The sequence below is a fragment of the Runella sp. MFBS21 genome (assembly GCF_029433105.1).
Lineage (GTDB): Bacteria > Bacteroidota > Bacteroidia > Cytophagales > Spirosomataceae > Runella.
Genome location: NZ_JARNTW010000026.1, coordinates 31,555 through 45,842, shown reverse-complemented (window position 1 = coordinate 45,842; position 14,288 = coordinate 31,555). Strand labels below are relative to the sequence as shown.

The 14,288-nt window shown below is 39.9% G+C and carries 12 protein-coding genes; all 12 read right to left on the bottom strand.

All coding sequences use genetic code 11. From position 1 onward, the window contains the following. Nucleotides 1-130: 130 nt before the first annotated feature. The 12 genes from mnmG to murD all read right to left on the bottom strand — a co-directional run bounded on the left by mnmG (nt 131) and on the right by murD (nt 14,246). Nucleotides 131-1,993: a tRNA uridine-5-carboxymethylaminomethyl(34) synthesis enzyme MnmG gene (mnmG, locus tag P1X15_RS29040; RefSeq protein WP_277341635.1), complete on the bottom strand. Its 1,863-nt coding sequence runs from the start codon at nt 1,991-1,993 to the stop codon at nt 131-133. 99 nt (nt 1,994-2,092) lie between these two features. Beyond that, nucleotides 2,093-2,506, bottom strand: a complete 414-nt coding sequence (gene ybeY, locus P1X15_RS29035; protein WP_277341634.1) for an rRNA maturation RNase YbeY — start codon at nt 2,504-2,506, stop codon at nt 2,093-2,095. 130 nt (nt 2,507-2,636) lie between these two features. Continuing rightward, entirely contained in the window at nt 2,637-3,608 is a 972-nt protein-coding gene (locus P1X15_RS29030) for a radical SAM protein (RefSeq protein ID WP_277341633.1), read from the bottom strand. A gap of 70 nt (nt 3,609-3,678) precedes the next feature. Continuing rightward, on the bottom strand, nt 3,679-4,521 hold the full coding sequence (gene accD, locus P1X15_RS29025) for an acetyl-CoA carboxylase, carboxyltransferase subunit beta (protein ID WP_277341632.1): 843 nt from the start codon (nt 4,519-4,521) through the stop codon (nt 3,679-3,681). A gap of 123 nt (nt 4,522-4,644) precedes the next feature. Further along, nucleotides 4,645-5,349: a DNA alkylation repair protein gene (locus P1X15_RS29020; protein ID WP_277341631.1), complete on the bottom strand. Its 705-nt coding sequence runs from the start codon at nt 5,347-5,349 to the stop codon at nt 4,645-4,647. Between the two features lie 3 nt (nt 5,350-5,352). Beyond that, entirely contained in the window at nt 5,353-6,810 is a 1,458-nt protein-coding gene (gene ftsZ, locus P1X15_RS29015; RefSeq protein ID WP_277341630.1) for a cell division protein FtsZ, read from the bottom strand. 98 nt (nt 6,811-6,908) lie between these two features. Further along, entirely contained in the window at nt 6,909-8,270 is a 1,362-nt protein-coding gene (gene ftsA / locus P1X15_RS29010) for a cell division protein FtsA (protein ID WP_277341629.1), read from the bottom strand. Nucleotides 8,271-8,345: 75 nt separating this feature from the next. Continuing rightward, complete coding sequence (locus tag P1X15_RS29005) at nt 8,346-9,110, bottom strand: cell division protein FtsQ/DivIB (RefSeq protein ID WP_277341628.1); 765 nt, start codon at nt 9,108-9,110, stop codon at nt 8,346-8,348. 13 nt (nt 9,111-9,123) lie between these two features. Continuing rightward, nucleotides 9,124-10,539 carry a UDP-N-acetylmuramate--L-alanine ligase gene (gene murC / locus P1X15_RS29000; RefSeq protein WP_277341627.1) on the bottom strand — a complete coding sequence of 472 codons (1,416 nt, stop codon included), beginning with the start codon at nt 10,537-10,539 and terminating at the stop codon, nt 9,124-9,126. 69 nt (nt 10,540-10,608) lie between these two features. Then, complete coding sequence (gene murG / locus P1X15_RS28995; protein ID WP_277341626.1) at nt 10,609-11,700, bottom strand: undecaprenyldiphospho-muramoylpentapeptide beta-N-acetylglucosaminyltransferase; 1,092 nt, start codon at nt 11,698-11,700, stop codon at nt 10,609-10,611. After that, a complete protein-coding gene (locus P1X15_RS28990) occupies nt 11,697-12,872 on the bottom strand; it encodes an FtsW/RodA/SpoVE family cell cycle protein (protein WP_277341625.1) in 1,176 nt (391 codons plus the stop codon). Before P1X15_RS28990 ends, murG begins: the two co-directional genes overlap by 4 nt. 21 nt (nt 12,873-12,893) lie before the next feature. Next, entirely contained in the window at nt 12,894-14,246 is a 1,353-nt protein-coding gene (gene murD, locus P1X15_RS28985; protein WP_277341624.1) for a UDP-N-acetylmuramoyl-L-alanine--D-glutamate ligase, read from the bottom strand. Nucleotides 14,247-14,288: the final 42 nt, after the last annotated feature.

The following is a 14,288-nucleotide window of genomic DNA, read 5'->3' as shown; positions in this document are numbered from 1 at the left end:
ATCTTTTAAAGACGGATTATTATAATCGCTTTTTCTCCTTTGGTATACTTAACTTTATAGAGTGTGGTTTTGTCTAATCTTAAAGTATGTAAAAGCTAAACATGCGACGAGATTATTCTTCAAGTTTAGTTTATCTTCCTAAGTATACCATCAAAATAGAAACATCGGAAGGGCTTACACCGCTTATTCGGGAGGCTTGCCCCAAGGTACGCGGACGAATAGTTTTGAGTTTTTGACGACCTTCAAACGACAATGCAGAAACCCTATCATAGTCAAATTCTGAAATAATTTCGAGGTCTTCGAGTTTATTCATTTTTTCGACCATGAGTCTTTCTTTCTCGATATAGCTCTCATACTTGACCGTTATCATGGCTTGTTCTAGGGTTTCTTCATCGTATTTGTTGAGGAATTCTGATACTGAGCCTTTGATTTTCTTTAGGTCTTCTATCTCGATATTGGGCCTTTTGAGCAAATGATAAAGTGGTTGTTTCTCTTTGATTGTGGTCGTCCCCAACTCTTCCAAAAGACTATTTACTTCTTCTGGATTTGCTTTTGTAGTTTTTAGTTCGTTGAGAATAAACTCCGTATTGGCAACCTTCTCTTTTACTCTTTGATAGCGGGCTTCATCTGCTAGACCTATTTGATACCCTTTCTCGGTAAGTCGAATATCGGCATTATCTTGTCTTAATAAGGTGCGATATTCGGCCCTTGAAGTAAACATTCGATAGGGCTCTTCTGTGCCTTTATTGACTAGGTCATCTACCAATACTCCTATGTATGCTTCCGACCGTTTCAGAATAAAAGGCTCAAGTTCGTGGGCATTTTGGTGCGCATTTATTCCGGCAATTAATCCTTGGCAAGCCGCCTCTTCGTAGCCAGTTGTACCGTTGATTTGACCTGCAAAAAATAAGTTTTTAATCAGATGTGTTTCTAGCGTGAGCTGTAATTGAGTCGGAGGAAAGTAATCGTATTCAATAGCGTAACCTGGTCTAAACATTCGTGCATTTTCAAATCCTGGAATCAACCGTAAGGCTTTGTATTGTATATCTTCTGGTAGCGATGTCGAAAAGCCATTTACATATATTTCCACCGTATTCCATCCTTCTGGTTCTACGAATATTTGATGACGGTCTTTATCGGCAAATCGGTTGATTTTATCTTCTACTGAAGGGCAATAACGAGGCCCTAGTCCTTTTATCCTTCCCGTAAACATTGGCGATTTATCGAATCCTGTTCTTAATACCGCATGTACGTCTTCATTGGTATAGGTAATCCAACAACTTCTTTGTTGGGATAGTTGGGGTGTATCGGTATAAGAAAAATTCGCTGGATTCTCATCTCCGGGTTGTTCCTCCATTCTTTCGTAGTTCAATGAACGCCCGTCAATTCTAGGAGGAGTGCCGGTTTTCATCCGACCTGATTCAAATCCCAATGTCATTAATTGTTCTGTAATACCAGTCGCGGCTTTCTCTCCTACTCTTCCTCCACCAAAGTTTTTTTCACCGATATGGATAAGACCATTCAAAAATGTCCCATTTGTAAGTACAACTGTAGTACTTTGAATTTCGATGCCGAGGCTTGTTTTTATGCCGATTACCTGTTTGTTTTTTATGAGTAATTCTTTTGCGGTATCTTGCCAAAAATCAATATTCAGAGTTTGCTCCAAAGTCATGCGCCATTCTTCTGCGAATCTCATCCGATCGCTTTGGCATCTCGGTGACCACATCGCTGGACCTTTAGAGCGGTTTAGCATTCTGAATTGAATCATTGTTTTGTCACTAATGATTCCTGACTGCCCTCCTAGTGCGTCTATCTCTCTAACGATTTGCCCTTTTGCCACTCCTCCCATTGCGGGGTTGCATGACATTTGTGCTATCGTTTGCATATTCATTGTGACAAGGAGGACTCTCGAACCCATCTTTGCCGCCGCCGCCGCCGCTTCGCATCCTGCATGTCCTGCTCCTACGACTATTACATCATATTTTGGAAACATCTCTTGTTTGTGGTTGAGTTGTACTAAAAAAGTGTTTTTTGTGAAAATGATTAAAATGTTCCACGTGAAGCACTTTGTATGTTGTTGATTTAAAGTTACTTATAGCTTAGATAAATAGTGGTCTTCTTTCGCTCTCATTTGAAGTTCTTGCTCATCTTCAAGGTCGTCATATCCAACTAAGTGAAGTACTCCATGTGCTAACACCCGTAGCAATTCTTCTTCAAAAGTTTTTTGATGTAAAGTGGCATTTTCTTTCACTCTATCTATGCTTATAAAAATGTCTCCTTCAATATGATTGTCTTCTTCACTATTGTCGAAAGTGATAATATCAGTGTAAAAGTCATGTTCAAGATATTGTTGATTTATCTTGAGAAGGTACTCATCAGAACAAAATATGTAGTTGAGTTGGTTCAGATGAAACCCCTCCGCTTCAATTATGTTTAATAACCATTTTTTTGTGATGCGTGATTGAGGTACTTTGAAGTCTATATCCTCATTGAAAAACTGAATCATATAAGAGTTGGTGATTGATACTACAATGTGAGCAAAATCGATAGAAGATTCTGTAAGATAAATAACTCACCCAATAAAGTTTGAGGAAGTTATAAATAGGATACAAAATTAGATAACAATCACCAAAGTGTCAAAACAACTGCTTCCAAGTACCTTTGATGAAGTTATATTTCATTGTACTAGGAAGTGCTTTCCACCAATATTTGTTGATTTTAACGGCAAAAGAAGGCTGCATATAGCAATTGATCGCACAACCTTCACAGGCAGGAAGACGACCTTCTAATGCCACTAGCTGTTGAATTTCGGGGGATTGATAAAGCTCGAAAAGATTGTTTTCGATGGCATATTCTTTCAAGCCAAGATGATAGCAAGGCAGGATAATTTTATTCTCGGGCGAAATCACAATGGTTGTACTACCTGCTAAACACACAGGATCAGAGGTATGATTACCGCCGTCTAAACGAAGTTGGATAAAGGCATCATTCAGATATACATTCTTTCTTTTGCCCCATTCTCTTAATTCTTGAAGGGCTTTGGTCGAAAGCTGAGCACCTACTTGATTATATTCAAAAACCGGATTTAAAATCAAAACCAAATCGTTGGGTAGGCATATTTCATCCCAGAGTTGTTGAATCTGGTGGATGTTGGTTTCAAACACCGTAAACAAAATATCGGGGCGTTCATTATATGATTTAGCAATTTGGATAGACTCCATTACTTTATCAAAACATTTGACGCCACGTGATTGATCGTGCTCGTCTCTGTTAGGCGAATCAAGTGAAAAATGAAGCATGTCCACTAAACCTCTCAGACGAGATGCGTATTTAGGATAGAGAAGACCGTTGGTAGTGATTGTGGTAATGAGACCCGCTTTTTTTGCTTCTCTGAGCAATTCGTCAATTTGGCGGTGTAAAAGAGGTTCACCGCCCGTGAAATCAACAACTTTAACTCCTAATTTTTTTAGCGCTTTAAAATTTGATTTAGCATTCTCAAGCGTAATGTAGGGTGAAGGCCTCTCCCATATGTCACAAAAACCACAAGTAGCATTGCAGCGATAAGTCACGTAGTAATTGCACAATACTGGATGAGATACTAAACGCATAAGAAGAAGGATTTAAAAAATAAAGCCGCAATGACAAAATGAAATTGCGGCTTTATGCTTAAATATAGCACTATTGAAGCATGCGAAGTAAGCTCGCTAATTTGTCTTTCAAGTCTTTGCGATCGACAATGAAATCTAAAAAGCCATGCTCTAATACAAACTCTGCACTTTGAAAACCTTTAGGTAAATCTTTGCCTATGGTCTCTCTAATAACTCTTGGCCCTGCAAAACCGATCAAAGCACCAGGTTCGGCAATATTGAAATCTCCTAACATTGCATAAGAAGCTGTAACACCGCCAGTTGTAGGATCTGTGAGTAAAGATACATATGGAATACCTGCTTCTGATAATAAAGCCAACTTAGCAGAGGTTTTAGCCATTTGCATAAGTGAATATCCTGCTTCCATCATGCGGGCTCCTCCTGAGCGTGAAATCATCAAGAAAGGTTTTTTGTGCTTGAGAGCATGATCAATTCCTCTCGCAATTTTTTCACCCACTACCGAACCCATAGAGCCGCCGATAAAATTAAAATCCATGCAACTTACTACAATATCGATTTCATCCATTTTGCCATAAGCGGTGCGTACAGCATCTTTGAGTCCTGTTTTTTTTATGGTATCACGAATTCTATCAGGGTATTTTTTTGTGTCTTCAAATTGAAGGGGGTCTCCAGAGGTCATGTTGGAGTCAAGTTCGGTGTAATCAGTATTATCAAACAAGATTCCAAAATATGCTTCTGACCCAATTTTTTCGTGATAACTACACTTTATACAAGTATAAGCGTTGAGTTTGTGCTCCCGAGTATGCATCACATGCTTACAGCTGGGACATTGATACCAAAGCCCATCAGGGGCTTCTCGTTTCATTTCAGTAGGTGTTTGAATACCTCTTTCTTTTCTAGTAAACCAAGACATAAAAGTCAACAGTTAACAGTTTATAGATGAGTTGCCGAGATTTGAAAAATACTTTTAGGTGGAACGTATTTTAGCCCTCAACGGCGAAGTGGGCTCAAAGATACTAAGTTTTTTATCTAAGCATCAAAGAGAGAGATAATACTTGCGTTTAGATTCTGGAAAACGCTCTATGGCATAGCGCAGAGCTGTGCGAGGCATTTGGTGAATATGTGTATCTAAAAACTCTTCTAAAACCAGCTCATCGCGTTTTCCTGCTTCTCTAAGCATCCAGCCTACAGCTTTGTGAATAAGGTCGTGAGAATGAGAAAGGAGCAACTCGGAAATTTGGAGAGTATCAATAAACTGCCCGTGTTTGATAAAATACCAAGTAGATACAATTGCGGTTCGTTGAGCCCATAAAATGCTTTGGGTAGCTAATTGATAAAGAACAGCTCGATCTCGTCGAAACAAATAGGCTCCCACTATATCACGACAGGTGACATCCACTAAGTCCCAATTGTTGATGAATTCGAAGTTGGTTATATATATATCAAAAATAATCTTTTGTACTACTTCATCTTTTTTTGATTTTTGGAATCGAAACATCAACCCAAGTAAAGCAGCCATTCTGAATTCGTGATAAGGGCTATGAAGAAGTTGAACCCAATCTTCAATAGGCAAATCTGAATATTTCTTTACAAGAAGACGTATTTGAGGCATTGTAACTCCTAGAAAAACATCGCCTTCTCCGTATTGCCCTTTTCCTGTTTTAAAAAAATGAGAAAGAAAGGCAGCCTTTTTGGGGCTGCCTTTACTTATTAGTTCGTTTTGTATTTTTTCTAAAGCCACGATTTATCGTTTATGTTTATCAAGTTTAACCATTATAAACGCTTCTTCGGGCAAGTTTGGTTTGGAGTATAAGACTACGTTTTGGCGCAAATATGCGGGCTTTTCTAAGTCACTTGCGCTATATCTGCCATTAGTAATGTCTTTGACCAATTTATCCAAAATGGCAGGATCTTCTTGAGGCTCGGGAGTAGTGTATGGCTTTGAAGAAGAATGTTTATCTGCTGGTTGAGCCGCTTCACTCTCAATTTTTGGAGGCTGAGGGGGCTCTGTATTGTTGGGCGTTTGGGTATACTCTACGGTGATTGTTGGTGGCTTCGCTGCTTCAGATGGGACCGGAACAGGATTTGTCGTAGGGGTTGTTTCACCTACTTCTTTGACTATAGATGGCTTGGTCTGAGATTGAGGAGTGGTAGTTGATGGTTCTACAGAACTCCCATTTGCGTCTTTTTTTATGGGTTTTACACCAGTAGAATCATAATGGAAAGGTAAATGTGAATCTTCAAATCCAGCTGCAATAACTGTCACCAAGAGTTTTTCTTGAAGAGAATCATCAAAAATAACCCCTACTTTGCACATATCTGCTTCATCGCCAATCAAACTTTCGATGTAGTTTGTAATAGCCATTTGTTCGTCAAGCGTTGCCATGTACTCTTCTTGAGTGCTCGAAGCAAGAGTAATCAAGATTTTTTGGGCACCTCTAATATCTCTATTGTTGAGAAGTGGCGAATTTAACGCTGCTTCTATGGCTAATTCTGCGCGGTTTTCTCCCGAAGCAGATGCCGAACTCATCACCGAAGTACCCGCATTTTCTAGTACTTTTTTGACGTCCATAAAGTCAGAGTTGACACTACCGTGTACGGTAATAATCTCTGCAATACTTTTCACGGCATTGGATAACACGTTATCGGCGTGTTCATAGGCCCTCAAAATAGGAAGTTTACCATAAAGCTTGGCCAATTCGTCGTTTAGGATGACCAACACCGTATCGCAGTGATCTTTGAGAGCATTGATACCTTCTAAGGCTTGATTTTTCTTGGTTCGACCTTCGTGGCTGTAGGGGGCAGTCACCACAGCTACCGTCAACATTCCCATTTCTTTGGCTACTTGAGCTATCACAGGGGCAGCTCCAGTACCCGTACCTCCTCCCATACCGGCCGTAATAAAAACCATTTGGGTGGGAGGTTGCATAAGCTGCCTGATATACTCAATACTTTCTTCTGCGGCTTTTCTTCCAGTGGCAGAGTCAGTTCCAGCTCCGAGACCTTTCAACATTTCGGCTCCTAGCTGAATTTTATTTTCGATAGGACTTCTCAATAATGCCTGCTTGTCGGTATTAGAAACGACAAACACCACATCTTTGATGCCCTTTTTATACATGTGGTTGACGGCATTGCTACCTCCCCCTCCTACCCCGATTACTTTTATAATGGGAGCCTCTTCCGAATGTTGTGAATTTTCCATGACGAACTCGTAGTCGTGGTCAAAATAGTTTTTTCTTGCAAAAACCATATTTTTTTAAATATAAACAATTGGTGAGAAAGATTTTAGTTTGAATAGGGCTAATATTTATCTTTTCCCTCCATATCATCGTGCATAAGACCTTTCCAGATATAAGATCCTACTTCTTTGATTTTAATATCTCTAATCCCAAAATTTCCCCAAATGCTGCTGTTTGTTTTTTTCTTCTCCTGCTCTTTCTCTTGTTTTGATTTTTTTTCAACACGCTTATCAAGTGGTTTGATACTTGACCATGCAAGCCCAAGAGCTGTAGCATAAGAGGGATCATTCACAAGAGAGTCATGAATAGGTGCATTGAATCGTTCTAAGTTTTGAGGTTTCCCAATTTGAACATGCATTTTCGTAACATCTCTAAAAATCGAATCGATACCATTTATCTTAGAAGTACCGCCCGTAAGGATCACACCTGCTCTAAGCTTATGTTCATAACCTGCTTTTTTGATTTCGGCAAAAACCAATGCTGCAATTTCACGCAGACGAGCGCGAGCTATCAAAACAATGTTACGAGCTACAATCTCAATTGGAGGAATGCCATCAGCCGTGGGTACCATCAAAATGGTATTGAGACTACAAGCATCAGGATTGGTTTCTCCCAAGGTGGTTTTTGCTTCTTCGGCACTTTCGTGAGTAAGATTACAACCTTCTTTGATGTCGTTGGTGATGTGATTTCCTCCAAAAGGAAGTACAGCAGCATGCCTTAGCAAGCCTTCGTGATAGATAGCAATATCGGTGGTGCCTCCGCCAATATCTACCAAAACCACTCCTAAGTTTTTATGGTCTTCTGACAAAACAGCAAGCCCCGAAGCTAAAGGAGAAGCTGCAAAGCCATCTTCTTCATCTACTTGAATATTAGCTTTTTGTAACGAATCCCTGATTTGGTGAATCGCTGATTTTTTTGCGGTTACTATTTGGAAGTTTCCGCTCAGTTTAAGACCCGTATGCCCTACAGGGTCTTTGATGTCATGTTGGTCTCCTACCGCAAATTTTAGCGGCAATAAATGAATGATTTGATTGGTATCAGAATCAAAAGTTTGTTGCATATCAGCCAATAATGCCGCTACATCATCCCCTTGTACAAAAGTTGATTTACAAGTAATGGATCCAGTTTCGGAGGTAGTTTCTAAATGCGTACCACTTACATTGACAGTTGCAGTGAGTGGGTAGTGCAACAAATCCGCCATTTGAGCTTTTTTTGCGGCCAGCTCCAATGCCTGACGAATAGCATCTTTGGTTTTGATAGGATTGTTAATAATTCCCCTATAAACTCCCTCGTTACGAGCGGAGCCAAGGCCTATCACTTCTAACATTGAATGGTTATTGTGCTTTTTTAATTTAGCCAAAACCGCTGCGACCTTGGTACTACCAATGTCAATTCCTAGGTGAAATACATTATTTTCTGACATGATTATATGGTGTTAGGGTGTAAAGTGTTTCCACACAAAATCCTCATCAGTTTGTTTTAGTAATAGAAAAAGGGGTTATTCACACACAATCTGGTTTTTAAACTTCACACTGACTTTTTTATATCTATCCCAGCCTTTGAGAGGTAATATAGTTTTGTAAAAAACTTTTAATTTATCAAACTTAATGTTTGCATCCTCGGGTAGCCCAAAGTCGATTTGATGATGACCTACTTGGGGAATAAGCGTCAATTCACTATCGTCATCTATTACTACTTCAGCTACTTGAGCTTTCCAAAATGAGTTTTGTTGCAACTCTTTCAGGAAGCTTACCACTTTTTGCCCTTTACTCGATTTTATGTTTTGTTGTTTACTAAAAAATCCTCCGGATAAAATAACCGTACGTGCGGCAAACTTGCTCGACAACGGGACAAAATCTCCGGTCTCGGTCAAGTATCCGCCATTTTGGGCCGATAAAATTTGGTTTTCTGCTGTTTGGATACCTAAAAGGCGCCCGATAGGTCTATGTTGTTCTATAGATACGACCAAATTTCCAGATAAATCTCGAAATACTTGACAATTTTTTATCAAACGGTTTTTTAGGACTCTTTTTTCGAGGCCTTTTAGTTTTATATCAGAGAAAGACATGCCTTTTATCTCGTCTACACCTTTTAAGGTGACAAGGTCTTTTATGTCTTGTTCGCTAAAGAAAGGGTATTCCGCATTTGGGTCTAATTTGACAATTATTCCCTTGCAGAGCTTGTGTGATTGCTGTATTTCTACAAAAATCACAAGCGCTAAAACCACAAGAGCTCCGAGTATATACCAAATCCAGCGTTTCATAATAAATTTGACTTTACTGACTTTCTGAGTGAAAGCCAGAGAAAGGAATAGAATCTTGAATTAGTTGTTTTAGAGGTTCGATATATGTATCTATATCGCCTGCGCCAATTGTAGCTATGACATCGGTTGAACGGTTTTTTATAACGTTTATTAAGTCAGACTTAAAACACAGCATTTTGTCACATGTAATGTGCTTAAAAATTAAATCTGAAGAGACGCCCTCTATAGGAAGCTCTCGAGCAGGATAAATCTCTAACAACACTACGCTGTCGGCTATGGATAAACTTTGGGCAAATTCAAGCGCAAAATCTCTAGTGCGGCTATACAAATGAGGTTGAAAAATCGCCGTTACGTGCCGGTCAGGATATAAAGCCTTCAATGATGATAGAAATGCCGCCACTTCTGCTGGATGGTGGGCATAATCATCAATTAACACATGAGAATCTGTTTTTAAGTAGTATTCAAATCTACGTTTTACTCCTCCAAAAGTAGCAATGGCCTCTCGGATTTGATCATCAGTGAGTCCTATCGTTAGACCAATAGCAATAGCAGCAATCGCATTTTCGACATTATGAAACCCTGGTACTTTTAGCTCTAGTTCTTTTATAATTCCACTAGGATGTACGACATCAAAAATAAAACAGGCATTTTCGATACGAATATTTTGTGCATGGTAATCTCCTTCGTTTAGGGAGTATTCCCACACTTTTGCTTGAGTTTTTTGGGCGAGTGCTAGCCCTTTTTTCATGAATAGCTGCCCCGTAGGTTTAATTTGACTTACATAAGCAGAAAAAGAATCCAAAACAGCGTGGTGGTCACCATAAATATCCAAGTGGTCGGCGTCAGTTGAGGTAACTACGGCAATCTCTGGAAACAGGGTTAGAAATGAACGGTCAAATTCATCAGCTTCTACTACGCAAGGAACGGAACTCAAATCTTCACTGGGTTTATTGAGAAGCATATTGGTTCCGTAATTCTGGGTAATTCCTCCCAAAAAAGCCGCGCAGTTGACATTTGAATGTCTTAGCAAATGGGCTGTCATGGAAGATGTAGTAGTTTTTCCGTGCGTACCAGCGATTCCGATAGTGTACATTTCGTTGGCAATCAACCCTAAAACTTTTGAACGCTTAAGTAAAGGAAAATGATTGTTGATGAGATAGTTGTATTCTTGATGGTCTTTGGGAATAGCGGGCGTAAAAACTACCAAAGTTTGAGTCGGATTTTCTAAGAAAGCCGAAGGAATTAAATCAATAGAATCATCAAAATGAACAGATATTCCTTCTTGTTGGAGAGTGTCGGTGAGAGTTGTCGCTGTACGGTCATATCCTGCTACTTGAAAGCCATTGATATTGAACCATCGAGCTAGCGCACTCATGCCAATACCTCCGATACCCAGAAAATAAATATTTTTATAATCAGAAATCTGCATGGTTTTGAGGTTTTGTGTAGATGAAATATCTACAACGTATATTAACGAGATTCACCGACCAAAATATCATTAAAGCTGTAGAATAGCTTGAGCAATATCCATGGCGGCATCAGGTTTTGCTAATTTTTTGATGTTAATACTTAATTCACGTTGTTTGGCAGTATCTTGTAAGAGCCTCAACGCCGTCTGAACAAGTTCTTCTTTGGCGTCTTTGTCTTTTACAAGTAAAGCTGCATTTTGTTCTACGAGGCTCATCGCGTTTTTGGTTTGATGATCCTCAGAGGCAAATGGAAAAGGGACTAAAATGGCTGGTTTTGCTACCAAGCATAGCTCTGACACAGACAAAGCTCCTGCCCTCGATACTACTACATCAGCCGACGCATAAGCCAAATCCATTTCATAGATAAAATCCGATGCCTTTACATAAGGAGTTTTTAGATTGTCTACTGCTGATTTAGCCTTGTCGGCATAAGGTTTGCCCGTCTGCCAAAGTATTTGATAACCCGACTCTATGATTAACCTCAAGCCAGCTTCAATGCTTTCATTGATTGTTTTTGCACCTAAGCTTCCTCCTATTACTAGTAGTGTTTTGCGGTTGGGTTGAAGTCCAAAATGCTCATAAGCTCGTTGGTGTTTATGTTCTACATTCAGAATATCACTTCTGACGGGATTGCCTGTAAGTTTTAGTTTATTTTTTGGAAAAAAAGCTTCCATGTGGGGATAGGCTACACAGATAGCTTTCGCTCTTTTAGCTAATAATTTGTTGGTAATACCAGCATACGAATTTTGTTCTTGTATCAATGTCGGGATTCCCATCAAAGAAGCAATCATCAGAAGAGGACCACTTGCAAACCCCCCTACTCCAATCGCTACATCAGGCTTGAAGCTATTGATAATACTTCGGGCTTTTAGCAAACTCCTTGTGAGCTTGATAGGAAAAGACAGATTATCTAGCGACAACTCTCGCTTGATTCCTGAAATAGGCAATCCAATAATTTCATAGCCAGCTTTGGGTACTTTTTCCATTTCCATTTTTCCTAAAGCACCTACAAACAAAATCTCAATGGAAGGATTGGTGGCTTTGAGGGCATTGGCAATAGCAATAGCTGGGTAGATATGTCCACCTGTACCACCACCGCTTATGATAACTTTTTTTATCATTCTCTTAACATTTTACTTTCGTCGACTTCTCCTCTGCTTACACTTAGGATAATACCGAGAGATATACACGTAAATAAGACGGAGGTACCGCCCATACTGAGCAAAGGAAGCGGCTGTCCTGTCACTGGAAATATACCAACGGCTACTGCCATATTTGTAAAAGCTTGTAAGCCAATACTTAGTGTGAGTCCAGCTGAAAGCAGACCACCAAAAGCTCTATTTGTTTCATTAATATTTTGAACTCCTCTTACTAGCAAAACAGTGTATAAAAGCATAATAAAAATCCCACCCAACAAGCCATATTCTTCCACGATAATGGCATAAATAAAATCAGAATAAGCTTGAGTTAGGTAATTTCGCTGATGACTATTGCCAAGACCTTGGCCTATGGTACCGCCATTGGCGATAGCGATAAAGCCCTGCTTTGCCTGATATTCGTCTTGCTTGACAAATCGCTCAATGCGTCCTTTGGCGGTTTCGAATCGCTGACCAACTATAAGCCCTAAGGCACCTACTGCCGCTAAAGCGATGAGCATTGCTATGAGGTATTTGGCAGGAACCCTACCTACATAAAACATCAAGAAACATGTAAAACCTAACAGAAAAGCGGTAGAGGTACTAGTGAGTGCAATAAAAAAACAAATAATGACCACCCAAGCGATCATTTTGCCAAGCACCCCCCAGTCGTATTGTACCCGCTGACGTTTGGCTAGCATGGCCGCCAAATTGGCAATAAGGGCTAAACGGGCAAAATCTGCGGGTTGAAAAGTAAGTCCAGTTCCGGGGATAGCTAGCCAACGAGTGGCTCCATTGATGGTAACGCCAGCTACTTTTACTAAGATGAGTAGAGGGATAGAAATCAGCAAGGCCGCCCGTGATAAGCGCGAAAAATAGGTATAATTGACAAGATGTATACGCCACATCACTAGTAGTCCAATACCTGTAAAAAATACATGCTTAAATAGAAAAATCTCGGGGTATCCACCGCCTCGTTGATAGGCCAAAGTACCTGTAGCACTGTATACAATAAGCATACTAACCAATGAAAGTAATGCCACAATGACCCAAATGACCGTATCGCCTTTTAGATTGCGACGCAGCCATTGTTTGATAATTTGCCAACGATTTTGCGGGGCGTGTAAGGTACCTTCTTGGGATTCAAAAGCATTCATCTCTATATTCGTTTTTATGGATTAGGGTACAAAACTCATCACAGCCGCTTTGAATTGTTCGCCGCGGTCTTCATAGTTTTTGAACAAGTCAAAACTGGCACAAGCAGGTGAGAGCAACACCACATCACCAGCAGTGGCTAATGACAAAGCGTGTTGTACTGCCTCCTTAACGTCCTGTGTCTCAATAACAAATGGAACGATAGGGGTAAAAAACGAGAGAAGTTTGCTATTTTCTTTGCCCAGACAGATAAGGGCTTTTACTTTTTGACGGGCCAAAGCCTCGACTTGGGTATAGTCGTTGCCTTTGTCGATTCCGCCAGCTATCCATATGATTGGGGTATCGTAACTGTTGAGAGCATAGAACACCGAATCAACATTGGTGGCTTTTGAATCATTAACAAATAAAACATTATTGATATTTGCAATCGGCTCCAGCCGGTGAGCCGCATTTCGAAAACTCAATAATCCGTGTTTTATTTGTTCATCACTCAATCCCACTGCCATCGCTGCCAAGGTAGCTGCCATTGCATTGATAGCATTGTGAGGACCTTTGATGGGAAGCTCATCTGCTCTTATGTCAAAAGTACGAGTATGATACATTACTTCCAATACCCCATTGCTAAAAAATCCACCATTAGTTTCCTTTTTTAAGAAAGAAATTGGTAAGTGGTTGACATTGAAATGTTTGTGTTGAAGCTCTTTGGTGATAGCCTCATTGTCTATAAAATAAATGAAGTCATCTTGAGGTTGCATATTTTGCAACAGACGAAATTTGGAATTGATATAGTTTTGGAAAGAATACTCATAGCGGTCAAGATGATCGGGTGTGATGTTTAACAAAATACCCACATCCGCTTTAAAATTAAACATGTTGTCGAGCTGAAAACTGCTGAGTTCCAGCACAAACCAATCAAATTTGTCGTCAATGACTTGTTTTGCAAAACTCTCTCCGATATTACCTGCCAGTCCTACATTGATTCCGGCAGATTTCAGTAAATGATAAGTAAGAAGGGTAGTGGTAGTTTTTCCGTTGCTGCCAGTGATTGCGATTGTCTTTGCTTTTGTATAGCGAGCCGCAAATTCTATTTCAGAAATAATGGGTGTTCCCTGCGCGAGCAGTTGCTGTATCAAAGGTACTTTGTCGGGGATACCAGGGCTTTTGATAATTTCATCAGCAGCAAGTATGCGTTGTATGTCGTGCTGACCTTCTTCAAAAGAAATCTGATTGGAATGAAGAATAGCCCTATAATCGTCTGATAAAACGCCTTTATCCGAAAGAAAAACATCAAATCCTTTGGCTTTCGCCAATAAAGCAGCACCTACGCCACTTTCACCTCCGCCTAATACGACGATTTTGAAGGCACTTATAGACATTTTTATTATATATGGGGTAAAAGCAGAAAAAGAAACTTACAG